Source organism: Mesorhizobium sp. M1217 (genome assembly GCF_040318275.1).
Taxonomy (GTDB): Bacteria; Pseudomonadota; Alphaproteobacteria; order Rhizobiales; family Rhizobiaceae; genus Mesorhizobium.
This window is the reverse complement of sequence record NZ_JAMYMA010000005.1, coordinates 390,450-412,677: the sequence shown is the minus strand read 5'-3', so window position 1 is coordinate 412,677 and position 22,228 is coordinate 390,450. Positions and strand designations below refer to the sequence as shown.

Here is a 22,228-nt window from a genome sequence, read left to right as displayed (position 1 = left end):
ACAAGACGTCAAATCCCCCGCAAACAAGCGAACAACCGCCGCAACCCCGCCGCCGCAAGCTTTTGCTCATGACTGCGCAACAGGTCCCTTGTGGGAGAAGGTGTCGCCGAAGGCGACGGATGAGGGGTGTTCCAGCTTGGCAAGGACGGCACTCCGTCCAACACCCCTCTTCCGTCTTGGCGCTGCGCGCCAATCCACCTTCTCCCACAAGGGGAGAAGGAAAGGAGGAGCGACTCCGTTCACCCCGCGCCCGCGTCATGCTAATCAGCGCCCATGGCACAGAAGAAAGCATACGAGGTCGATTCATGGCTCGCGAAGCCGGATCCGCGCGTCTCGATCGTGCTGCTTTACGGTCCCGATCGTGGGCTGGTCGCCGAGCGGGCAAAGGCCTTTGCCGCCAGGACCGGCCTGCCGCTCGACGATCCGTTCTCGGTGGTCAGGCTGGACGGATCGGAGGTCGATCGCGACGAGGGCCGCCTGCTCGACGAGGCGCGCACCGTGCCGATGTTTTCGGAGCGGCGCCTGCTATGGGTGCGCAACGCCGGCGCTCAGAAGGCGCTTGCCGACGACGTCAAGGCGCTGACCGCCGAGCCGCCGCGCGATGCCATTATCCTGATTGAGGCCGGCGACCTGAAGAAGGGCGTCGGCCTGCGCGCCGTGGTGGAGGCGGCGGACAATGCCATGGCTCTGCCTTGCTATGCCGATGAGGCCAGGGACATTGACACGGTCATCGACGACGAACTGCGCAAGGCTGGCATGTCGATGACGCTGGAGGCGCGGCAGGCGCTGCGCCGCAACCTCGGCGGCGACCGGCTGGCCTCGCGCGGCGAGATCGAAAAGCTGGTGCTTTATGCGCATGGCCAGGCCGAAATCGGCCTCGACGACGTCAAGGCGACATCCGGCGATGTCTCCGGCCTCTCCTTCGATGCGGCCGTCGACGCCCTGCTCGAAGGCAGGATCGCCGACTTCGACAGCGCCTTCACCCGCCATTGCCAGTCTGGCGGCCAGCCCTTCCTGGTGCTTTCATCGGCGATGCGGCAGTTGCAGACGATCCAGGCGATGCGCGGCCTGATGGACGCCGGCGGCCGCAATGCCGCTTCGGTCGTAGCCGCGGCGCGCCCGCCGGTGTTTTTCTCCAGGCGCAAGCTGGTCGAGAAAGCCCTCGAACGCTGGAGCAGCGAGGCGCTCGGCCGCGCCCTGACCCGCTTGCAGACGGCGGTGCTGCAAACGCGCCGGCGGCCCGATCTGTCGATCGCGCTGGCACGGCAGGCGCTGCTCGGCATTGCCGTGGAAAGCGCAAGGCTGGCGCAGCGCACCTGAGCTCCCCCCTCGAGGGGGAGATGTCGCCGAGGCGACAGAGGGGGTCACAGCGCGTGGAACGCCAGCGCCTTCCGCGACGACAGACGACGTGGGCGCTTGATGTGAGACGACCCCTTCTGGCCTGCCGGCCACCTCCCCCTCAAGGGGGGAGATTAACCACTTCGAGCGATTTCGCCAATCACCGGCGCGGTTGTTCTCCTATTAGAAGACGGAACTGCCAAGTCTTAGGCCAAAAATTTATTTGCCGGCTAAAGATCCCGGGCATTTTGGCAACCTACCTACTCCCGCTTCAGCCTTCGGCAAAGCTCGTCAAGCTGCTCCAGCGTCCGGTAGGCGACGCTGATCACGCCGCCGCGCTGGTTGTGCTCGATCGTAACGATCATGCCGATCGTACTGGTCATCTGCCGCTCCAGCGCCAGTGTGTCGGCATCCTTTTGCGGCGGTGCGGCGGGTTGGCGTTTTGCCGCCGGCGCGCCGACCGGCATCTGCGCCAGCGCCTCGGCCTGGCGCACCGAAAGCCCCTCATCGATGATCCGCTTGGCGAGCCCGGCCGGGTCGTCGGCCGTCACCAAGGTACGGGCGTGGCCGGCCGACAGCGCCCCATCGACCAGCATGTCGCGAATGACGTCGGGCAGCTTGAGCAGCCTCAGCGTGTTGGCGACATGGCTGCGGCTCTTGCCGATCACCTGGCCGAGATCGGCCTGGGTATAGCCGTGGTCGTCGATCAGCTGCTGGTAGCCCAGCGCTTCCTCGACCGGGTTGAGGTCGGTGCGCTGGACGTTTTCGATGATCGCCAGTTCGAGCGCCGTGCGATCGTTGACATCGCGCACAATGATCGGGATTTCGGTCAGCCCGGCGCGTTGCGCCGCACGCCAACGACGCTCGCCGGCGATAATCTCGTAGCGGCCCGTTTGGGTTTTCGACGGCCGCGCCACCACCGGCTGCACCACGCCGTGTTCGCGGATCGACTGGGCGAGGTCGGTCAGGTCGGCGTCGCCAAAATGCCGCCGCGGGTTTTTCGGGTTAGGGCTGAGGAACTCGATCGGCACCTTGCCGTCGGCCGCCAGCCCCGGCTTTTCCGGTGCCGCCGGGCGATCGATTTCGCCGATCAGGGCCGCCAATCCCCGGCCCAGTCTCTTTCTCGAAGGGTCTTCGTTCATCGTCCGTCCAGATCGTTTCGGTATCGAATCGCTTGTTGGCTACTGTTAGGCGGCACGCAATTTGCGCTCGCGGCGGATCACTTCGGAAGCAAGCTGCAGATAGGCCTGGCTGCCCGAGCATTTGAGGTCGTAGAGAATCGCCGGCTTGCCATAGGACGGCGCCTCGGAAACGCGGACATTGCGCGGGATGACGGTTTCATAGACCTTGTCGCCCATATGCGCCCGTACATCCTGCACCACCTGGTTGGCGAGATTGTTGCGCCCGTCGAACATCGTCAGCACTATGCCCTGGATCGTCAGATCGGGGTTGATCGAACGGCGCACCTGCTCGACCGTCTCCAACAGCTGGCTCAGGCCCTCCAGCGCGAAGAATTCACACTGCAGCGGTACCAGCACCGAATCGGCCGCAGCCATCGAATTCAGCGTCAGCAGATTGAGCGAGGGCGGGCAGTCGATCAGCACATAGCCGAAATTGGCCGAGCGCTCGGCCGAAGCCCGCAGCGCGTTGCGCAGCCGCAGCACCCGGTCCGGCGCCGAGGCGATTTCCATCTCGATGCCGAGCAGATCGAGCGTCGACGGCACGATCGACAGGCCGGGCACCGCCGTCGGGATCGCCGCCGCTTCCAGGTCGAGTTCGCCGGTCAGCACATCATAGGACGAGACGGTGCGGTCGCGCCGGTCGATGCCAAGCCCGGTGCTGGCGTTGCCCTGCGGGTCGAGATCGACGATCAGCACCTGTTCGCCTATAGCGGCCAGCGCGGTGGCCAGATTGATGGCCGTCGTCGTCTTGCCGACGCCGCCCTTCTGGTTGGCGACGGTGATGATTCGGGGGCCGTTCTTCATCATGGGTCTATGCCAGAAATTCATTCGGGGTCGCCGGTCACTAGCCAGGGTGCTGTCGCAAGTCGGATATTTCGAGAACGACGCCCTGCGCGTCGGTTACACTGGCATGTTCTACCAGATCGAAAGACCATCGTTGAGCGCTTTCTGCCACTTCGGCGCGGTAATCCCGGCCTTTGTGAAACAGGCCGCGCGCGCCCTTCGTCAGCCACGGCGCCGCCAGGTGGAGCAGGGCCGGCAGCGAGGCGAGCGCCCTGGCCGTGACGATTTGTGGTGCAGGAACAAGAGGATAGCTGTCGTCTATGCGCCGCGCGATGACCTTGGCAGGCAGGCTGAACTGTCCGACGACCGCTTGCAGGAACGATGCTTTTTTCCGGTTGCTTTCAACCAGGTCGATGCTGGCCCCTTCACGCTCGACCAGCAGAAAGGCCAGCACAAGCCCGGGAAAACCGCCGCCGGAGCCGAGATCGACCCAGCGCTTCGCGTCCGGTTTGATTCGCGCCAGCTGCGCGCTGTCGAGGATGTGGCGGCGCCAGACATCGTCCTGCGTCGATTGCGCGGCTAGATTGATCCGGCGATTCCATTTCTGGAAGACGGCCTCGAACTCGACCAGACGACCGAATGTTTCACGTGAAACCGGGCCTGCTGCCTGTTGTAGGTTCGCCCAGGACGCAGCGCTCACGCGACCTGCTTTCGCGCGGCCGCCTCGGCGTTGCGGACATGCGCGACGATAATCGCCAGCGCCGCCGGCGTCATGCCTTCCATACGCTGCGCGTCAGCGATGGAACGCGGCTGGCGTGCCAGCATCTTCTGCTTCAACTCATTGGACAGGCCGGGAACAGAAGCAAAGTCGAGCGACTCGGGAATAAGCCGGCTCTCCTCATGCCTGATCTGCGAGACGTCGGCCTGCTGGCGGTCGAGATAGACGGAATATTTGGCTTCCGTTTCAAGACGTTCGGCCGTTTTGGCGTCGATAGCGCCAAAAGCAGGTTCGATGCGCCCCAGCCAGGCGATATCGACGCCGGGATAGGCCAGCAGCTCATAGACCGAGCGGCGCACGCCGTCCCGGTTGATCTCGAGCCCATGGCGCGCCGCCTCATTGGGGGTCATCGTGGTGCCGAGGGCGAGCTGCCGCGCCTTCTCAAGGTCTTGCACGACAGTGTTGAACCGTTGCGTTCGCTCCGGCGAGGCGATCCCCAGCCTCATCGCCAGCGGCGTCAGCCGCTCATCGGCATTGTCCGCACGCAGCGACAGCCGGAACTCGGCCCGCGAGGTGAACATGCGGTAGGGCTCGGCGATGCCGCGGCTGGTCAAGTCGTCGACCATCACGCCGATATAGGCTTCGGTGCGGCTCAGCACGATTTCATCGCTCGCCGACGCCTTGCGCGCTGCATTCAAGCCGGCAAGCAGCCCTTGCGCGCCAGCCTCCTCGTAGCCGGTGGTTCCGTTGATCTGGCCGGCGAGGTAAAGCCCGGCGATCCGCTTGGTTTCCAGCGTCGGCTTGAGTTCGCGTGGGTCGACATGGTCATATTCGATGGCATAGCCGGGCTGCAGCATCGTTGCCCGCTCCAGCCCCGGAATGGTTTTCAGGATGTCGAGCTGTACGTCCTCGGGCAGCGAGGTCGAGATGCCGTTCGGGTACACCGTGTCGTCGTCGAGCCCTTCTGGCTCCAGAAAAATCTGGTGGCCTTCGCGGTCACCGAACTTGACGATCTTGTCTTCGATGGACGGGCAATAACGCGGCCCGACGCCTTCGATTGACCCCGAATACATAGCCGAGCGGCCAAGATTGGCGCGAATCAGCTCATGCGTGACATTGGTCGTGCGCGTAATCCCGCAATGGATCTGCGGGTTTTCGATGCGGTCGGTGAGCAGCGAGAACGGCACGGGATCTTCATCCGCCGCCTGGCTCTCAAGCGACGCCCAATCGATCGTCCTGCCGTCCAGCCGCGGCGGCGTGCCGGTCTTCAGCCGCCCGAGCCTGAAGCCGGCGCGGCTCATCGTCGCCGACAGGCCGATACTCGCTTGCTCGTTCATGCGGCCGGCGACGATCTTCTTCTCGCCAATATGGATCAGCCCGCGCAAAAAAGTGCCGGTCGTCAGCACCACGGCACCACAGGCGAGCCTGCTTCCATCCGCCAGCAGCACCGCCGCGATGCGCCCATCGTCGATTTCTCCGTCATTGATGTCGAAGTCCAGCACCTCGCCTTCAATGACATCGAGGCCGGCCTGCTGGCGGATCGCCGCCTGCATGGCGAGCCGATAGAGCTTCCTGTCGGCTTGCGTCCGCGGACCGCGGACCGCTGGCCCCTTACGACGGTTGAGCAGACGGAACTGGATGCCGGCCGCATCGGCGACGCGCCCCATCAGCCCGTCCATGGCATCGATCTCGCGAACCAGATGGCCTTTGCCGAGGCCGCCAATCGCCGGGTTGCAGGACATCACACCGATCGTGTCGAAGCGCAGCGTCACCAGCGCGGTTCTGGCGCCGGCACGCGCGGCAGCACTGGCCGCCTCGCACCCAGCATGGCCGCCACCCACCACAACCACATCATAGCGATTGGTCATCTGTATCTTCCGATTCAAATCTGCCGACACATGTGCCCGCCCGGACGAGCTGTCAAGAACAGAGAGGCTTCAGGCGCATAACTGCGCTGACCATTGCAGATAGAGAACGCCCGGCGCTGCCCTGTCTTCCTTCTCCCCTTGTTGTGGGAGAAGGTGGATTGGCGCGCGGCGCCAAGACGGTTGAGGGGTGCTGGACGGAGCACCGTCGGTGCCAAGCTGGAACACCCCTCATCCGACCGAGCTTCGCTTGGCCACCTTCTCCCACACGGGGAAGGCGAGAGCCGCACCTAACCCCTCAACCTGCAGCACCTGCGACATTTGCACAGCGAATCGTTTCACGTGAAACAATGCCCTCCACTGACCGCCCAGCGTTTCACGTGAATCACTGGGGCGTATTCTTCCCAATGTTTCACGTGAGTCATTTCCCAATACAGAATTGCGAAAAGATCACGTCGAGCATGTCCTCGACATCGACCGCGCCGACGATTCGTCCGAGCCGATCCGCCGCCAGGCGCAGTTCCTCGGCCCGCAATTCCTGTCCGCGATCACTACTTGCCACTGCCGCAAGCAGGAAGCGTTTCGTCTCATTGAGCAGCTCGACGTGCCGCAGCCGCGACGGCAGGATATCGCCGGCCTGGCCGATCTGCGCTGCGGCGCGGCGCCCGATCTCGTCCAGCAATTCGGCCACTCCCGTGCCGTCCCGCGTCGAGATAGCGATATCATAGTGCGCCACAGGCGAGGGTGATTTGCCCCTCAGAAGATCAACCTTCGTTCCGACCCTCAGCGCCGGAATGGCGCCCGGCAGCACACCGATCGCCATTGGCTCAGCCATATCCTCAAGCAGCAACAGCAGGTCCGCACTGTGCGCCTTGGCCCTGGCCTTCTCGATGCCGATCGCCTCGATCTTGCCGGGCGCCTCGCGCAGACCGGCGGTGTCGGTTACCCGGACCCGCACCCCTTCGAGGTCCAGCACCACCTCGAGCAGGTCGCGGGTCGTGCCCGGCTCATCGGTGACGATCGCCGCCTCGCGCCGCGCCAGAGCGTTGAACAGGCTGGATTTGCCGGCATTCGGCGCACCGAGGATGACGACTTCGAACCCGTCGCGAATGATTTCGGCAGCGCGGAAGCCGGCGACATGGCGCTCGATCTCGGCGATCATGGCCCGCACGTCGGACCAGACTGTGTCGGCGACCGAACCCGGCACGTCGTCCTCGTCGGCAAAATCGATCTCGGCCTCGATCATCGCGCGGGCGTGGATCAGCCGTCGGCGCCAGCCCAGATAGAGTTCGCTCTGCACGCCTTCGGCATTGTGCACGGCAAAGCGCCGCTGCGCCTCGGTGTCGGCATTGATGAGATCGGCCAGCGCCTCGGTTTCGACCAGATCGAGCTTGCCGTTGACAAAGGCGCGGCGGGTGAATTCACCCGGCTCGGCATGCCTGACGCCGTCGAAGGAGGTGATCGTTTCCAGCATCTTCGCCACGACGGCGCGTCCGCCATGGACATGGAACTCGGCAACGTCCTCGCCGGTAAAACTGTCGGGACCGGCAAAGAAGACGACCGGGCCGCTGTCCAGCACCGATCCGTCCGGCGCCCGTAACTTGCGATAGCTAGCAACGCGGTTCGGCACGGCCGATCCGGCAATCGTTTCGACTACGAATCGACTCTGCGGCCCCGAAATTCGGATCACCGCAATGCCGGCCGGCAGGCGCCCGCTCGACAGTGCCACGATGGAGTCTTTTGAAATCATTTGCCCGCTCTGCCGAAGCGCCCTAGCTATGCCTGTTCAATCCACCATCGAGTTGCGCCGTGACATTGCCTGCACAAAACCTGCTTGCCGAAGAGGCCAGTCCCTATCTGCAGCAGCACAGCGGCAATCCGGTGCACTGGCGGCCATGGTCGCCTGCCGCTCTGGCCGAAGCACAGGCGCTGCAGCGTCCGATCCTGCTGTCAGTCGGCTACGCTGCCTGCCACTGGTGCCACGTCATGGCGCATGAGAGCTTCGAGAACGACGGCGTCGCCGCCGTCATGAACCGTCTCTTCGTCAATATCAAGGTCGACCGCGAGGAGCGCCCCGACATCGACCAGATCTACATGGCGGCGCTGTCCTCGATGGGCGAGCAGGGCGGATGGCCGCTGACCATGTTCCTGACGCCGGACGGCAAGCCGTTCTGGGGCGGCACATACTTCCCTCGCGAAGCCCGCTACGGGCGCCCGGGCTTCGTCCAGGTGCTGGAGGCGGTCGACAAGGCTTGGCGGGAGAAGAAAGAAAGCGTTAACCAAAGCGCCGACGGTTTGACTACGCATGTCGAGGCGCGGCTGGCGGGCAGCCATGCCAAGGCCGTACTCGACAGCGACACGCTAGCGAAGCTCGCCAACGGCATTGACGGCATGATCGACCGCGAGCTGGGCGGCCTGCGCGGCGCACCCAAATTCCCCAACGCGCCGTTCATGCAGAGCCTCTGGCTGTCCTGGCTGCGCGACAGCACCGCAGCCCATCGTGACGCCGTTCTCCTCAGCCTCGAAAAGATGCTGGCCGGCGGCATCTACGACCATGTCGGCGGTGGCCTCAGTCGCTACTCGACCGACGCCGAATGGCTGGTGCCGCATTTCGAAAAGATGCTCTACGACAATGCCCAACTCGTCCGGCTGTGCAATTGGGCCTATGCGTCAACTGGCAAGGAATTGTTCCGGTTGCGAATCGAAGAGACGATTGCCTGGCTGTTGCGCGAAATGCGGGTCGAGGGCGGTGCCTTCGCTGCCAGTCTCGATGCCGACAGCGAAGGGGAAGAAGGGCTGTTCTATACCTGGAGCAAGGATGAGGTCGAGCTTGCCCTTGATGACGAATCAGCATTGTTTTTCAACTACTTCACACTTGCCGACCCGCATGGCTGGGAGGGCAAGCCGATCATCCGCCAGACAGAAGCCCAGCAGACGCAAAGTGTGATCGACCGCCAACAGCTCGTCCCGCTGAAAGAAAAATTGCTCGCGGCGAGGGCACAGCGCATCCGGCCAGGGCGTGACGGCAAGGCACTGACCGACTGGAACGGCTTGATGATCGCAGCGCTTGCAGAGGCCGGGCGATCGCTTGGCCGATCCGACTGGATCGTAGCGGCGGCAGCGGCCTTTGCCGCCATTGCGGCTGCCGGGCGCGATAACCGTCTGTCGCATTCCATGCTCGGCGCAAAGAGGCTGTTCCCGGCTCTTTCGAGCGACTATGCCGCCATGACCAATGCGGCGGTCTCGCTGTTCGAGGCGACCGGCAATCCCGACTATATCGATCGCGCCGGGAACTTCATTGAGCAACTCGATCTCTGGCACCGGGACAGCGACAAGACCGGCTACTATCTGACCGCATCGAACAGCACGGATGTGCCGATCCGCATCCGCGGCGATGTCGACGAGGCCATTCCTTCCGCCACTGGGCAGATCATCGAAGCCATGGTCCGATTGTCGTCGCTGACCCGCGATCTCGAACTCTGGGAAAAAGCCTGGACAGTCGCCGAGCATGCGGCCGGGCGGGCGGAGCACCAGCCCTATGGCCAGGCAGGAATCGTCAATGCCTGTGCCCTGGCGCTCGAACCGCTGAAACTGGTGATCGTGGATAAACCCGAGAATCCAAGGCTTGTCCCGGTTGCGAATCGAAATCCGGACCCACGTCGGGTGGACATCGTCGTGCCTGTTGGCTCGGCGACAAATCTGCCGGCCTTGCCGGGCGGCGTCCTGCCGCCAACGGCCGAGCCCGGCGCCTGGCTGTGCACGGGGCAGGTCTGCCTGCCGGTGGTAACGGAAGCTGAAGAGCTGGAAGGGTTATTGCGCCGAAGATAGGATTCGTAATCCTATGGCGAAGCAAGGAGCGAAGCGACGCAGCGCAGACCATAGGATCCATGCCGTGACTTTCGCGCGCTGCAACGGCGCAAATTCTGCTCCGCTGCTTTCTCCGGTAGAGCTCACGGCATGGATCCTCGGGCCAAGCCCGAGGATGACGAAGGCAACGGCCCAGCCCCCAACCCTACGTATTCATCGAATCGAAGAAGTCCGCATTCGTCTTGGTCTGCTTGAGCTTGTCGATCAGGAACTCGATGGCATCGGTAGTTCCCATCGGCGCCAGGATGCGGCGCAGCACGAAGATCTTCTGCAGATCCTGCTTGGAAACCAGCAGGTCTTCCTTGCGGGTGCCGGACTTCAATATGTCCATGGCCGGATAGATGCGCTTGTCGGCCACCTTGCGGTCGAGCTGGATTTCGCAGTTGCCGGTGCCCTTGAACTCTTCGAAGATGACTTCGTCCATGCGGCTGCCGGTGTCGATCAGCGCGGTGGCGATGATGGTCAGCGAGCCGCCTTCCTCGATGTTGCGGGCGGCGCCGAAGAAGCGCTTCGGCCGCTGCAGCGCGTTCGCGTCGACACCGCCGGTCAGCACCTTGCCGGATGACGGCACGACGGTGTTGTAGGCGCGACCGAGACGCGTGATCGAATCCAGCAGGATCACCACGTCGCGACCGTGCTCGACCAGGCGCTTGGCCTTTTCGATCACCATCTCGGCAACCTGGACATGGCGTACCGCCGGCTCGTCGAAGGTCGACGAGATCACCTCGCCCTTCACCGAGCGCTGCATGTCGGTAACCTCCTCCGGCCGCTCGTCGATCAGAAGCACGATCAGATAGCATTCCGGATGGTTGGCGGTGATAGAGTGGGCGATGTTCTGCATGAGAACCGTCTTGCCGGTGCGCGGCTGCGCATTGATCAACGCACGCTGCCCCTTGCCGATCGGCGCGACCAGGTCGATCACGCGCGGCGAGATGTCCTTGGTGGTCGGATTGTCGATCTCCATCTTCAGCCGCTTGGTCGGATAGAGCGGCGTCAGGTTGTCAAAGTGGATCTTGTGGCGGATTTTTTCCGGATCGTCGAAATTGATTGTGTTGACCTTGAGCAGCGCGAAATAGCGCTCGCCCTCTTTCGGGCTGCGGATAGGGCCTTCAACCGTATCGCCGGTCTTCAGCGAAAACCGCCGGATCTGCGAGGGTGAAATATAGATGTCGTCGGGACCTGGCAGATAATTTGCGTTGGCCGAGCGCAGAAAGCCAAAGCCGTCCTGCAGCACTTCGACGACGCCGTCGCCGATGATCTCGATATCCTGTGCCGCCAGCTTCTTCAGGATCGCGAACATCAGCTCCTGCTTGCGCATGACGCTGGCGTTCTCGACCTCGAGCGATTCCGCATAGGCGATCAACTCTGGTGGTTTCTTGTTCTTGAACTCGGTGAGTTTCATTTCTTGCATGGACGGACTCTGAATGAGCTTTGGGAAAAATATCGGCGGGATGCGACAAATGCCGGGCGCGGCCGAAAGCGATGACGGGCGGCGCATGACGGGAAGGAAGACCCGTCTTTTATCGTCGGTCGGGTGAAAGAGCAAGCCGCCTTTTGCGGGCACCGAATACGTCAGAATGGTTTCACGATAACCAGGACGACGATGACGACCATCAGCAATGTGGGGATCTCATTGACGATCCGCCAGTGCCTTGCCGGTTTTTCATTGCGGTCTTCGGCAAATTTCCGGACGGCGCCGGCGAAATAGCCATGCACGGCCGACAGACCCACCACCGCAGCGATCTTGGCATGCAGCCAGCCGCCTTGAAAACCAAAGCCTTTCCAGGCGAGCCACAGGCCGAACGCCCAGGTAATCACCATCGCCGGATTGATGATGCCGCGCAGCAGGCGGCGCTCCATTACCTTGAAGGTCTCCGACTGGACGGACCCTTTTTCGGCATCGGCATGATAGACCAGCAAGCGCGGCAGATAGAGCATGCCCGCCATCCAGGAGATGACGGCAATCACATGGATCGCCTTTGCCCAGGGATAGAAATCATCGGGCCCGAAGAGAAACAGCAGCCCGGCCAGCACGAGGAAAATGGCGATCGCGATTGCCGCGCGGCGCGTCGCCCCGCTACCGCTGTTCGTGCTGTTCGCATTGTCTGCGCCCATCATCGTCACGACGCGCTCCGCACCAGTTTGACCATCTGCTCGACATGCGCGAGCGGCGTCTCCGGCGTGATGCCGTGGCCGAGGTTGAAGATCAGCGGCCGGTCCCCTAACACCTTCAGGATCGCCCCCACGCCGTCGGCAAGCGCCTTGCCGCCGGCCACCAGCCGCAGCGGATCGAGATTGCCTTGCACGGCGCCGTCACGCTGCAATTCCTTCGCAGTCGACAATGGCACGGTCCAGTCGAGGCCCAGCCCGGTCACGCCGGTCGTCTGGCGATAGCTCCGGTAGTGATCTCCGGCGCCTTTGGGAAAGCCGATGATCGGAACGTCGGGATGGACAGCCTTCACCTGCCGGACAATCTCGGCCACCGGCCGGACGCAGAACAACTCGAAAGACGCTTCGTCGAGCACGCCGGACCACGAATCAAAGATCTGCACCACGTCGGCGCCGGCTTCGATCTGCCGGATCAGATAGGCAGCCGAATGATCGGCGAGCACTTTCAGGAGCCGAAGAAAGGCCGCCGGCTCGCGATAGGCGAACAGCCTGGCCGGCGCCTGGTCGGGCGTACCGTGGCCGGCAATCATGTAGGTCGCCACCGTCCAGGGCGCACCGCAGAAGCCGATCAGCGTCGTTTCATCAGGCAGTCTGGCGCGCAATCGCCGCACCGTCTCGTAGACCGGCTCGAGATTCACGTGAAACGTTTCGCCGTCGAGAGCCTCGATCTCCGCAGCCGAGATCGGCGTCAACAGCGGGCCGCGTCCTTCCTCGAAGCGCACGTCGCGGCCGAGCGCATGCGGCACGACAAGGATATCGGAAAACAGGATCGATGCGTCGAAGCCGAAGCGTTCGATCGGCTGCAGCGTCACTTCGACGGCGAGATCCGGGTCGTAGCAAAGATCGAGGAACGATCCGGCCCGTCTCCTCGTCTCCCGGTATTCCGGCAGATAGCGGCCGGCTTGGCGCATCATCCAGAGCGGCGGCGGAAACGCTGCCTTGCCTCTCAACACGTCCAGCACGATCCGGTCTTGAGGCATTGAGCGCTCGCCTTTCCAGGCTTCCCTATAATTAAATATTCTATTTTTAGGAATCTTATGATTCTAAGAGTCTGTTGGTTGTGGTGGTTGTCTCCTGTCCCGCTTTGCCCTGGAAAAGACCAGCCAGCATATTGTCGCGCGCTTCTCCAACGGGATTGCAGAATTTTGTGGAAAGCCGGGAATTTCCGACTGGAGTCAATGCGTTGCCGCCAGGCCAGGGAACTTGCCCCTGTGGATGAAGCGAAGGCAAAAAGCTCAGTCACCGGACTTGTCCCCAACCGCCCGAAGAAGCCGACAGCACATCGAATTGTGGACAAACCGGCATCTGATACAGTCGTTTGGCGGCGGCCGAGTTTTCCGCCCGGCTTATCCACATCGGCCCACAGCCTGGAATGTATCCTGTGAACAAACCGCAGAGCTTCTTTCACCTTCACCTGATTTCCGACGCCACCGGTGAAACGCTGCTGGCCGCCGGCCGCGCCGCTTCCGCGCAATACAAGGATGCGCGCGCCATCGAACACATCTACCCGCTCATCCGCACCGAAAAGCAGGTGACGAAAGTGTTCGAGGACATCGAGGAGGAGCCGGGCATCATCCTCTACACCGTCGTCGACCAGAAGCTTGCCCGTGGCATCGATGAACGCTGCGCGGCGATGGGCCTGCCTTGCGTCTCGGTACTGGAGCCGGTGCTCACGGTGTTCCAGTCCTATCTCGGCACGCCGGCCGGCCGCCGCGTCGGCGCCCAGCATGTGCTGGACGCCGAATATTTTCGCCGCATCGACGCGCTTAATTTCACCATGGAGCATGATGACGGCCAGCTGCCGGCCAATATGGACGATGCCGATATCGTGCTTGTCGGCATCTCACGCACCTCGAAGACGCCGACCAGCATCTATCTCGCCAATCGCGGCATCAAGACCGCCAACATCCCGATCGTGCTCGGCGTGCCGGTGCCGGAAAGCCTGGTCTACGCCAGGAGGCCACTGATCGTCGGCCTGATCGCCACTGCCGAGCGCATCTCCCAGGTCCGGCAGAACCGCGTTCTCGGCAACAGCGCCTACGAGCCGACCGATTACGTCGACCGCGCCGCGATCGCCGAAGAGCTCGCCTACGCCCGCCAGATCTGCACACGGCATGGCTGGCCGATGATCGACGTCAGCCGCCGTTCGATCGAGGAGACCGCGGCGGCTATCGTTGCCCTGCGCGGCAAGACGCGCTAGGGCGTGTGATATTCAGGTGATGCCGGCCTGCAAACGGCGGCTTCCCGCGCTTCCGGTGCTCACGTACTTTAAGTACACTCCGCTCCGGTTCTCGGAAGCCACCACTCTCGGCGCGGCCTGCCTGAATCTCGACACACCCTAGTGAGCGCCAGAAAACGGGCGAAAAAAATGGCCGAAAAAATCATCCTTGCCTCGGGCAGCCCGTTCCGCAAGGCGCTGCTTGTCAATGCCGGCGTTGTGGTCGAAGCGGTTCCGGCTTCTGTCGACGAACGTGCGCTGGAGGCGCCGCTGCAAAATAGCGGCGTGTCGCCGGAGGACGTCGCCCTAGTGCTTGCCGAGGCCAAGGCCACCGAAGTCAGTGAGCGCAAGCCCGGCGCCCTGGTGCTCGGCTGCGACCAGACGCTGTCGCTCGGCGACGAGCTGTTCCACAAGCCGGCCGACATGGAAGGCGCGCGCCGTCATCTGTTGGCGTTGTCGGGCAAGACGCATCATCTCAACAGCGCCGTCGTGCTGGCCCGTGACGGCCAGGTTCTGTGGCGGCATGTCGGCATCGCCAGCCTGACCATGCGCAAGCTCGATCCGGCCTTCATCGGCCGCCATCTGGCGCGCGTCGGCGCCAAGGCGTTGTCCAGCGTTGGTGCCTACCAGATCGAAGGCGAGGGCATCCAGCTGTTCGAAAAGATCGAGGGCGACTACTTCACCATTGTTGGCCTGCCGCTTTTGCCGGTGCTGGCCAAGCTGCGTGAGCTCGGGGCGATCGATGGCTGAGGTCTCGAAAAAAGCCTTCGTCGCCGGCCACCCGATCGGCCATTCCAGGTCACCGAAGATCCACGGCTACTGGCTGGCGAAATACGGCATCGACGGCGTCTACGAGGCCATTGACGTTGCGCCAGAAGCGTTTGCCGAATTCCTGCAAACGCTGCAGGCACAAGGCTATAGCGGCGGCAACGTCACCATCCCGCACAAGGAGGCCGCCTTCGCATTGGCGGCGCGCCGCGACGACGCGGCCGAACAAATCGGTGCGGTCAACACACTGTGGTTTGAGGATGGCGAATTGTGGGGCGGCAATACCGATGCCCATGGCTTTGCCGCCAATCTGGACGAGTATGCACCGGGTTGGGCGGCCGACGGCCCGGCCGTTGTGCTCGGTGCCGGCGGTGCCGCTCGCGCGGTCATCCATGCGCTAAAGCAGCGCGGCGTCAACGATATCCGCATCGTGAACCGGACGCTTGCGAGGGCGCAGGAGCTGCGCGACCGCTTCGGTGCCGGCGTCTCCGCCCATGGCATGGCGGCGGCCGGTGAATTGCTCGAAGATGCCGGCCTGCTGGTCAACACGTCAGCGCTCGGCATGCATGGCAATGAAGGCCTGTCCGCCGATCCGGGCAGACTGCCCGACCGCGCCATCGTCACCGACATCGTCTATGTTCCGCTGGAAACGCCGTTGCTCGCCGCAGCCAGCGCGCGCGGCCTCAAGACCGTCGATGGGCTCGGCATGCTGCTGCACCAGGCGGTGCCCGGCTTCGAGCGCTGGTTCGGCACCAGGCCGCAGGTCACCGCCGAACTGCGGCAAATGATCATTGCCGATATCGGCGCGAAGCCATGATCGTGCTCGGCCTCACCGGATCGATCGGCATGGGCAAGTCGACCACGGCAAAGATGTTTGCCGAGGCCGGCGTGCCGGTCCATGATTCCGACGAGGCGGTGCATCGCCTCTATGCCGGCAAGGCCGCCCCAATGGTCGAGGTGGTCTTTCCCGGGACCACCCGATCCGGTGCGGTCGATCGCACAAAGTTGGCCGAACGGGTGCTCGGCGATGCCGCCGCGCTGAAACGGCTGGAAGCGATCATCCATCCGCTGGTCCGTGCCGACGCCGATGCCTTTCTGGCGCAAAATCGTGCCGCCGGCGCGCCACTTGCCGTGCTCGATATACCGCTGCTGTTCGAGACCGGCGGCCGCGATCGCGTCGACAAGGTTGTGGTCGTCACCGCGCCGGCCGAGATCCAGCGCGCCCGCGTGCTGGCGCGCCCGGGCATGAGCGAGGAAAAGTTTGCGTCGATCCTGGCCAGGCAGGTTCCCGACGCCGAAAAGCGCCGGCGCGCCGACTTCGTCGTCGACACCGGCCAGGGCTTTGACGCCGCCCGCGCGGCTGTCAATGCGATCGTCGCCGAACTAGTCGGGGATAAAGCAGCCAGGCCGGGTTAAGAGGCTTGCAGCCCACATTACTTGTTGCCATTTTGTTCCGGGTGTGATTCGGCTAGAATGACGCGGAACCAATGGACTGATTCGATGCGTGAGATCATCTTCGATACGGAAACCACCGGCCTCGACACGCGCGAGGACCGCGTCATCGAGCTTGGCGGCATCGAGCTGGTCAACCGCTTTCCGACCGGCCGCACCTTCCACAAATACATCAACCCACAAGGCCGCCCGATTCATCACGAGGCGCAGGCCGTGCACGGCATTAGCGCCGCCGATCTTCAAGGCAAGCCGACTTTCATGGAGATCGCCGAGGAGTTCCTGGCCTTCATCGACGGCGCCAAACTGGTCGCCCATAATGCCGGCTTCGACATCGGCTTCCTCAATCTCGAATTCGGCCGGCTTGGCCATCCGGCCATCGATCCCGGACGGATCGTCGACACGCTGGCGCTGGCGCGCCGCAAGCATCCAATGGGTCCCAATTCGCTCGACGCGCTCTGCCGCCGCTATGGCATCGACAATGGCCGTCGCACCAAGCACGGCGCGTTGCTCGATTCGGAATTGCTGGCCGAGGTCTATATCGAGCTTATCGGCGGCAAGCAGGCCAGCCTCATCCTCGACAGCATCATGACGCCGGCGGGCGGACGACAGAATGTCGACGACATCGACATTTCGATCGGGGTCAGGCCCATCGCCTTGCCCTCGCGCCTGACCGATGCCGAGCGCGCTGCACACGCGGGCATGGTTGGCAGCCTCGGCGAAAAGGCGCTTTGGCTGCGCATCGGCCGGGAAGCGAGTTCCGCGGCATAGTGATTTTGAGCGGAGTGATCCGTCGCCCCCTCTGTCCTGCCCTTTTAGCCACCACTTGGCATCTCCCCCTCAGTGGGAAAGATTGGCAGTCCCAGCGCCTCGCTCATTCCTGCGACGATGAAGGATTGGCGAAGGCTGACGTGAAGTTCCGATCTCCCCACTTAAGGGGGAGATGGCCGGAAGGCCAGAGGGGGCACTGTCCCGCCAGCGGCTCATAAAAAAACCCGGCGCAAGGGCCGGGTTTCTCAAACGCTATCGAGACAAACTCCTTCAGCTCACCTTGACCTTGGCGGCGGCCTGGTCCTCGGCCAGCTTCTGCTGGAACATCTGCGCGAAATCGATCGGGTCGAGCATCAGCGGCGGGAAGCCGCCATTGCGCGTTGCCTCGGCAATGATCTGCCTGGCGAACGGGAACAGCAGCCGCGGGCATTCGATGAACAGTATCGGCAGCATGTGCTCCTGCGGGAAGCCGCTGATGGAGAAGACGCCGCCATAGACCAGTTCGACATTGAACAGCACTTCCTTATCGAACGACGCCTTGGCATTCAGCGTCAAATTGACGTCGAACTGCTTGTCCGAAAGCGGGTTGGCGTTGACGTTGACGTTGATGGCGATGCCGGGGGCCTTGTCGCGGCCGCGCAGCGAGTTTGGCGCGCCGGGGCTTTCGAAGGACAGGTCCTTCACATATTGCGCAAGCACGTTGAGCGAAGGCTGCTCCGCATTTCCATTACCGTTGGCTGCGCCGGTCGGGGCGTCGTCGTTGCTGGCCATAAGCTGTGATCCTTTTGCCTGGGCAGCGTTGCTGACCGGATTGAAATTCGGGCGTTCGCTATCATGGCCGGCACGACAAGACAAGTTTGCAAAAGACGCCGGTTGCCTTGCGGCTACTCGTCCTTGAGGCGGCGCCACGGAGAGTCAGGCCCGCGCGCATGGTCGTCGGCGCGCGAATAGTCGCCGTCGTCGAGATCGATGGTCTTGCCGCGTTGCCTTGCCCGCAAACCAACGCCGAAATCGGTGGCCAGCACGATGCGGCCTTTCAGCATCCGCCAGGCAAGATCGCGCACCGGTGGCAGGAACAGTAGAATGCCGAAAATATCCGAGATGAAGCCGGGGATGATCAAAAGGATCGCGGCCAGAACGATCATGGCGCCGTGCGCAAGCTGGCGGCTCGGATCGTGGCCGGCATCCATTTCGGCACGGACCCTGGCCATGACGCCAAAACCCTGGTGTCGAAGGAGCAAGGCGCCGGCGACGCTCGAGGCCAGCACCAGCCCGACCGTCGCCAGCGCGCCGATCTGGCGGCCGACAATGACGAAACCGGCTATCTCCAGCAGCGGAAGCGCAAGAACAAACAGGGGAAGCAGCGAGATACGCAAATCTTGACCGATCGTTTCGATGTTTTGCCGGCGGCGAGCAATCGCCGCTGGCACCAGAGCTGTTAGATAGGTATGGCTGCCTTTGATTTGAATGATTGCGCCATGCGTTCTATATGCTTTGGATACTGAACGCTATGTGATCGCGGCCCTTGCTTGGCCGCTGGTCCGGCCAAAGCAGGGATTGATTGGCGCAAGATATGGGCTTCTTCGACTTCGGCACAATTTTCTTTCTGATTGCGGCGGTGGTGATCTTCTTCCAGCTGCGCAACGTGCTTGGCCGACGCACGGGCAACGAACGCCCGCCCTTCGATCCATATACGGCAGGGCGCAAGAACGACAAGGATGCCGCCCAGAAACCCGAGAACGTGGTTTCGCTGCCGCGCAAGCGGCTGGCGGGAGAGCCGGCGGCCGATGCCTATACGGCGATCGACGCCTTTGCCAAGCCCGACACAGATCTCAACCGGGGCCTGCGGGCGATCAAGGACAATGATCCGACCTTCGACCCGAAGACCTTCGTCGACGGCGCCAAGATGGCCTATGAGATGATCGTCATGGCCTACGCCGATGGCGACCGCAAAACCTTGAAGAACCTTTTGTCGCGCGAGGTCTATGACGGCTTTGTCGCGGCCATCGGCGACCGCGAGGCAAAGGCCGAAAAAATCCAGTCCTCCTTCGTCGGCATCGACAAGGCCGACATCGTTTCGGCCGAGATGAAGGGCAGCGAGGCGCACATCACGCTGCGCATTGTCAGCGAACTGATTTCAGCGACCCGCGACAAGGCCGGCGCCGTCATTGACGGCGATCCCGAGACCGTCGCCGAGGTCAAGGACGTCTGGACCTTCGCTCGTGACGCGCGCTCGCGCGATCCGAACTGGAAACTCGTCGCCACCGAAGAAGAAGACTGAACTGGACGGCGGCGGGGGCTGTCGTGTCGCTTTCTCGAGTCTTCAGCGAAAAGTCCTTTGGCGAATTGCCGGGCTGGGACGAGGACGACCAACTCCCTGCCTTTGACGCCTTTCGCCGCTCGGCCTTTCATGTCCTGACGAAACCCTACCGCTCCGGCGCGCTCGGCGTCGATTTCGGCGCCTTTGCCGAAGCCTATGCCGCAGCGCGCACCGTTTCGCCGGCGAATCGGTTGGAGGCCCGAAGCTTCTTCGAGCGCTACTTTGTGCCGGCCCATATAGGGGCGGAAAACGGCGGCCCAGGCCTCGTCACCGGCTTCTACGAGCCGGAGGTCGACGCCTCGCCGGTGCGCACGCGACGATTTTCGGTGCCGTTGCTAACCCGCCCGGCCGACCTTGTCGACATCGACGATGGCAATCGTCCTTCCGGCATGGATCCTTATCTTGCCTTCGCTCGTGCGGCGCCGAACGACCCGGTCGAATATTTCGACCGCGGCGAGATCGAACGCGGCGCGCTCGCTGGACAAGGCCTGGAAATCGCCTGGCTCGCCGACAAGGTCGATGCCTTCTTCATCCACGTGCAGGGCGCGGCGCGGCTCAACATGACCGACGGGGAGCTTTGCCGCGTCACCTATGCCGCCAAATCCGGCCAGCGCTTTACGGGACCGGGCACGATCCTGAGCGACGAAGGCGAGATCCCGCTGGAAAAAGTGACGATGCAGTCGATCCGTGCCTGGCTCAAGGCGCGTCCGGAGCGCGTCGACGAGATCCTTTGGCGCAACCGCTCCTACATCTTCTTCCGCGAGATGGGCGTCGACGACCCGGAGCTCGGCCCGATCGCTGCCGCCAAGGTGCCGTTGGCACCCGGCCGCTCGATCGCCGTCGACCGACTGCTGCACACGTTCGGCACGCCCTTCCATATCGATGCGCCGTCGCTGACCGCCTTCGACGGAAAACCGTTCCGGCGGCTGATGATCGCACAGGACACCGGCTCGGCGATCACCGGGCCAGCCCGCGGCGATCTGTTCGCTGGGTCAGGCGATGCGGCCGGCGAGATCGCCGGCGTTATCCGCAACGCCGCCGATTTTTATGCGCTGATCCCCCGGTCGCTGATTTCAGGAGCAGATCGATGACCCGGCGCATCGACAGGCTGAGCGAGGACGACCGGGTTCTATGGAACCTGGTGGCGCGCACGACAAAGCCGCTGAAGGGCAAGATCGCCGTCGATATTCCCAACATTGGGCCGGAGATCGACGACGCCAGGCAGGCGCCGCCGCCAGTACAGGTCGCGGGCAATGCTGCCGCAGCCGCGAAACCGAAGGCGCAGCATGTTTCCCACGCACTCGACGAACCGACGCTGGACAAGCTGTCGAAGGGCCGGCTGCCGATCGAAGGCCGCGTCGACCTGCATGGCCTGACCCAGGACGAAGCCTATTCGCTGCTGTTTTCCTTCCTGCACCGGGCGCATGCCGGCGGCATCCGCTATGTCCTGGTAATCACCGGCAAGGGCTCCTCGTCGGGCGGCGACGGCGTCTTGCGACGCGCCGTGCCGTCATGGCTGTCGACGCCCGCCTTCCGGCCCCTTGTCTCCAGCCACGACCATGCCGCCCGCAATCATGGCGGCTCGGGCGCGCTTTACGTCCGTCTGCGGCGGGCGCGCTCTTGAGGATGCGCCCATGAGGATGCGCCAGTGAGGATGTGCTCGTGACCCCGTTCGGCGAAAAGCTTCGCGTGCTGCGAAACGAGCGCGGCGTCACCCAGAAGGACATGGCCAAGGCGATCGGCGTCAGCGCAGCCTATCTCTCGGCGCTCGAACACGGCCGCCGCGGTGCGCCGAGCTGGACGCTGATCCAGAAGATCATCGGCTATTTCAACATCATTTGGGACGACGCCGAGGAACTGGCGCGGTTGGCCGAAACCTCGCATCCGCGCGTCAAGCTCGACACGTCCGGCCTTAGCCCGGCGGCGACCGAGCTTGCCAATCTCCTGGCCGACAACATCGAAAAGCTCGACGAAGCCGAGCTTCGCCGCATCATTGCGTCGCTCCGCGCCGCGCTGAACCGGCCGAAATGAGTTGCTTTGTTACTGGACCGAGCCGACCAGAACCTGCTGGCCGCCGCGGATCGAGACCCAACGGCCGGTATTGTCGATCGCCTGCCGCTTGAGGAAACGATAGCCGGTCTGGTCCCAGGAACGGACCTGGTCGGTCAGATTGTCGAGGATGTAGTCGCCCTTGTCGGTGCGCACCGTCAGCACGGCGTGGCCTTCGCCATCCGGCTTGCGCACGACGGTCATCAGCAGATCGGCAAACGAGACGCCCAGCCGGTTCAGCTCACGGCGCTTTTCCAGGACATAGTCCTCGCAGTCGCCGACACCCTTGTCGGGATAGGCCCAGACCTCGTCCTTGCCGTAGATGTCGAAGTCGCTCTCAGGCTTGACGGCGGCGTTGACCTTTACCGTGACGCTGAGCAGCTTGCGCCACAGCGAGCCGGTCATGCTGGCGGGCGACAGATCCTTCGGGCGGATCGAGCATTCCGACGGGTAGGTCTTGCAGAAATCATAATGGCCGATCGGCTGCGACGTCGGACCACCTGTTATCATCGGGCTGGCTGCCGAGGCCGAACTGGCCCAACCTGCCGCCACAGTAAGTCCAGCCAGCGCGCACAGGCGTAGCGTTCTCGCCATTGGTGAGGAAATCATTGTCCCCGCTTGTCCCTTGTTGTTAACGAAACGTTAAGGGGTATTTACAGTCGGTGTCAATTATGAGGATGGATTGATTTTTGCGGCATGGTTACCTGCGTGGCCCCAACGCGACTATTGTGC

Annotated in this window: 22 protein-coding genes; 11 read left to right on the top strand and 11 right to left on the bottom strand. The window is 63.2% G+C overall.

What is annotated here, in order from left to right; genetic code table 11:
* Positions 1–273: 273 nt before the first annotated feature.
* Complete coding sequence (gene holA / locus NKH37_RS11625) at positions 274–1,320, top strand: DNA polymerase III subunit delta (protein ID WP_353006045.1); 1,047 nt, start codon at positions 274–276, stop codon at positions 1,318–1,320.
* Between the two features lie 278 nt (positions 1,321–1,598).
* Here holA and NKH37_RS11620 read toward each other — a convergent pair whose 3' ends face one another.
* The 5 genes from NKH37_RS11620 to mnmE form a co-directional block, all read right to left on the bottom strand.
* Complete coding sequence (locus NKH37_RS11620) at positions 1,599–2,480, bottom strand: ParB/RepB/Spo0J family partition protein (RefSeq protein ID WP_023718749.1); 882 nt, start codon at positions 2,478–2,480, stop codon at positions 1,599–1,601.
* Positions 2,481–2,525: 45 nt separating this feature from the next.
* Positions 2,526–3,326 carry a ParA family protein gene (locus NKH37_RS11615; protein WP_084642633.1) on the bottom strand — a complete coding sequence of 267 codons (801 nt, stop codon included), beginning with the start codon at positions 3,324–3,326 and terminating at the stop codon, positions 2,526–2,528.
* A gap of 37 nt (positions 3,327–3,363) precedes the next feature.
* On the bottom strand, positions 3,364–4,002 hold the full coding sequence (gene rsmG / locus NKH37_RS11610; RefSeq protein WP_352789145.1) for a 16S rRNA (guanine(527)-N(7))-methyltransferase RsmG: 639 nt from the start codon (positions 4,000–4,002) through the stop codon (positions 3,364–3,366).
* Positions 3,999–5,888 carry a tRNA uridine-5-carboxymethylaminomethyl(34) synthesis enzyme MnmG gene (mnmG, locus tag NKH37_RS11605; RefSeq protein ID WP_352481325.1) on the bottom strand — a complete coding sequence of 630 codons (1,890 nt, stop codon included), beginning with the start codon at positions 5,886–5,888 and terminating at the stop codon, positions 3,999–4,001. The genes rsmG and mnmG overlap by 4 nt, the downstream gene beginning before the upstream one ends.
* Before the next feature lie 418 nt (positions 5,889–6,306).
* A complete protein-coding gene (gene mnmE, locus NKH37_RS11600) occupies positions 6,307–7,635 on the bottom strand; it encodes a tRNA uridine-5-carboxymethylaminomethyl(34) synthesis GTPase MnmE (RefSeq protein ID WP_352481326.1) in 1,329 nt (442 codons plus the stop codon).
* Positions 7,636–7,694: 59 nt separating this feature from the next.
* On the opposite strand from mnmE, the gene NKH37_RS11595 reads away from it, so the two are divergent.
* Positions 7,695–9,713 (top strand): thioredoxin domain-containing protein, encoded by a 2,019-nt coding sequence (locus tag NKH37_RS11595; RefSeq protein WP_352481327.1) that lies wholly within the window; start codon positions 7,695–7,697, stop codon positions 9,711–9,713.
* A gap of 184 nt (positions 9,714–9,897) precedes the next feature.
* Here NKH37_RS11595 and rho read toward each other — a convergent pair whose 3' ends face one another.
* From rho to hemE, 3 genes are all read right to left on the bottom strand, one after another.
* Positions 9,898–11,163, bottom strand: coding sequence for a transcription termination factor Rho (gene rho, locus NKH37_RS11590; protein WP_023718755.1), 1,266 nt, complete (start codon positions 11,161–11,163; stop codon positions 9,898–9,900).
* A gap of 161 nt (positions 11,164–11,324) precedes the next feature.
* The gene (gene hemJ / locus NKH37_RS11585) at positions 11,325–11,867 is read right to left on the bottom strand and encodes a protoporphyrinogen oxidase HemJ (RefSeq protein ID WP_084642637.1); all 543 of its coding nucleotides are present in this window, start codon (positions 11,865–11,867) and stop codon (positions 11,325–11,327) included.
* Between the two features lie 5 nt (positions 11,868–11,872).
* Positions 11,873–12,901 carry a uroporphyrinogen decarboxylase gene (hemE, locus tag NKH37_RS11580; protein ID WP_353006047.1) on the bottom strand — a complete coding sequence of 343 codons (1,029 nt, stop codon included), beginning with the start codon at positions 12,899–12,901 and terminating at the stop codon, positions 11,873–11,875.
* Positions 12,902–13,302: 401 nt separating this feature from the next.
* On the opposite strand from hemE, the gene NKH37_RS11575 reads away from it, so the two are divergent.
* The 5 genes from NKH37_RS11575 (at position 13,303) to dnaQ (ending at position 17,127) form a co-directional block, all read left to right on the top strand.
* The gene (locus NKH37_RS11575; protein ID WP_023718758.1) at positions 13,303–14,121 is read left to right on the top strand and encodes a pyruvate, water dikinase regulatory protein; all 819 of its coding nucleotides are present in this window, start codon (positions 13,303–13,305) and stop codon (positions 14,119–14,121) included.
* A gap of 168 nt (positions 14,122–14,289) precedes the next feature.
* Positions 14,290–14,889 (top strand): Maf-like protein, encoded by a 600-nt coding sequence (locus NKH37_RS11570; RefSeq protein WP_352481329.1) that lies wholly within the window; start codon positions 14,290–14,292, stop codon positions 14,887–14,889.
* A complete protein-coding gene (locus NKH37_RS11565) occupies positions 14,882–15,724 on the top strand; it encodes a shikimate dehydrogenase (RefSeq protein WP_353006048.1) in 843 nt (280 codons plus the stop codon). Before NKH37_RS11570 ends, NKH37_RS11565 begins: the two co-directional genes overlap by 8 nt.
* Positions 15,721–16,323: a dephospho-CoA kinase gene (coaE, locus tag NKH37_RS11560; RefSeq protein ID WP_023718761.1), complete on the top strand. Its 603-nt coding sequence runs from the start codon at positions 15,721–15,723 to the stop codon at positions 16,321–16,323. Before NKH37_RS11565 ends, coaE begins: the two co-directional genes overlap by 4 nt.
* A gap of 84 nt (positions 16,324–16,407) precedes the next feature.
* Positions 16,408–17,127 (top strand): DNA polymerase III subunit epsilon, encoded by a 720-nt coding sequence (dnaQ, locus tag NKH37_RS11555; protein ID WP_023718762.1) that lies wholly within the window; start codon positions 16,408–16,410, stop codon positions 17,125–17,127.
* A 270-nt stretch (positions 17,128–17,397) separates the two neighbouring features.
* Here dnaQ and secB read toward each other — a convergent pair whose 3' ends face one another.
* Together secB and NKH37_RS11545 are read right to left on the bottom strand one after the other, a co-directional pair.
* On the bottom strand, positions 17,398–17,898 hold the full coding sequence (gene secB, locus NKH37_RS11550) for a protein-export chaperone SecB (protein ID WP_353006049.1): 501 nt from the start codon (positions 17,896–17,898) through the stop codon (positions 17,398–17,400).
* 113 nt (positions 17,899–18,011) lie between these two features.
* Positions 18,012–18,503: an FxsA family protein gene (locus NKH37_RS11545; RefSeq protein WP_023718764.1), complete on the bottom strand. Its 492-nt coding sequence runs from the start codon at positions 18,501–18,503 to the stop codon at positions 18,012–18,014.
* 197 nt (positions 18,504–18,700) lie between these two features.
* On the opposite strand from NKH37_RS11545, the gene NKH37_RS11540 reads away from it, so the two are divergent.
* The 4 genes from NKH37_RS11540 to NKH37_RS11525 are packed head-to-tail and all read left to right on the top strand — an operon-like array spanning position 18,701 to position 21,478.
* A complete protein-coding gene (locus NKH37_RS11540; protein WP_023718765.1) occupies positions 18,701–19,408 on the top strand; it encodes a Tim44/TimA family putative adaptor protein in 708 nt (235 codons plus the stop codon).
* 23 nt (positions 19,409–19,431) lie between these two features.
* Entirely contained in the window at positions 19,432–20,538 is a 1,107-nt protein-coding gene (gene mltA, locus NKH37_RS11535; protein ID WP_023718766.1) for a murein transglycosylase A, read from the top strand.
* Positions 20,535–21,071, top strand: coding sequence for a Smr/MutS family protein (locus NKH37_RS11530; protein ID WP_023718767.1), 537 nt, complete (start codon positions 20,535–20,537; stop codon positions 21,069–21,071). The genes mltA and NKH37_RS11530 overlap by 4 nt, the downstream gene beginning before the upstream one ends.
* Positions 21,072–21,109: 38 nt before the next feature.
* Positions 21,110–21,478 (top strand): helix-turn-helix domain-containing protein, encoded by a 369-nt coding sequence (locus NKH37_RS11525; RefSeq protein WP_023718768.1) that lies wholly within the window; start codon positions 21,110–21,112, stop codon positions 21,476–21,478.
* A 9-nt stretch (positions 21,479–21,487) separates the two neighbouring features.
* Here NKH37_RS11525 and NKH37_RS11520 read toward each other — a convergent pair whose 3' ends face one another.
* Entirely contained in the window at positions 21,488–22,105 is a 618-nt protein-coding gene (locus NKH37_RS11520) for a transglutaminase-like cysteine peptidase (RefSeq protein WP_023718769.1), read from the bottom strand.
* Positions 22,106–22,228: the final 123 nt, after the last annotated feature.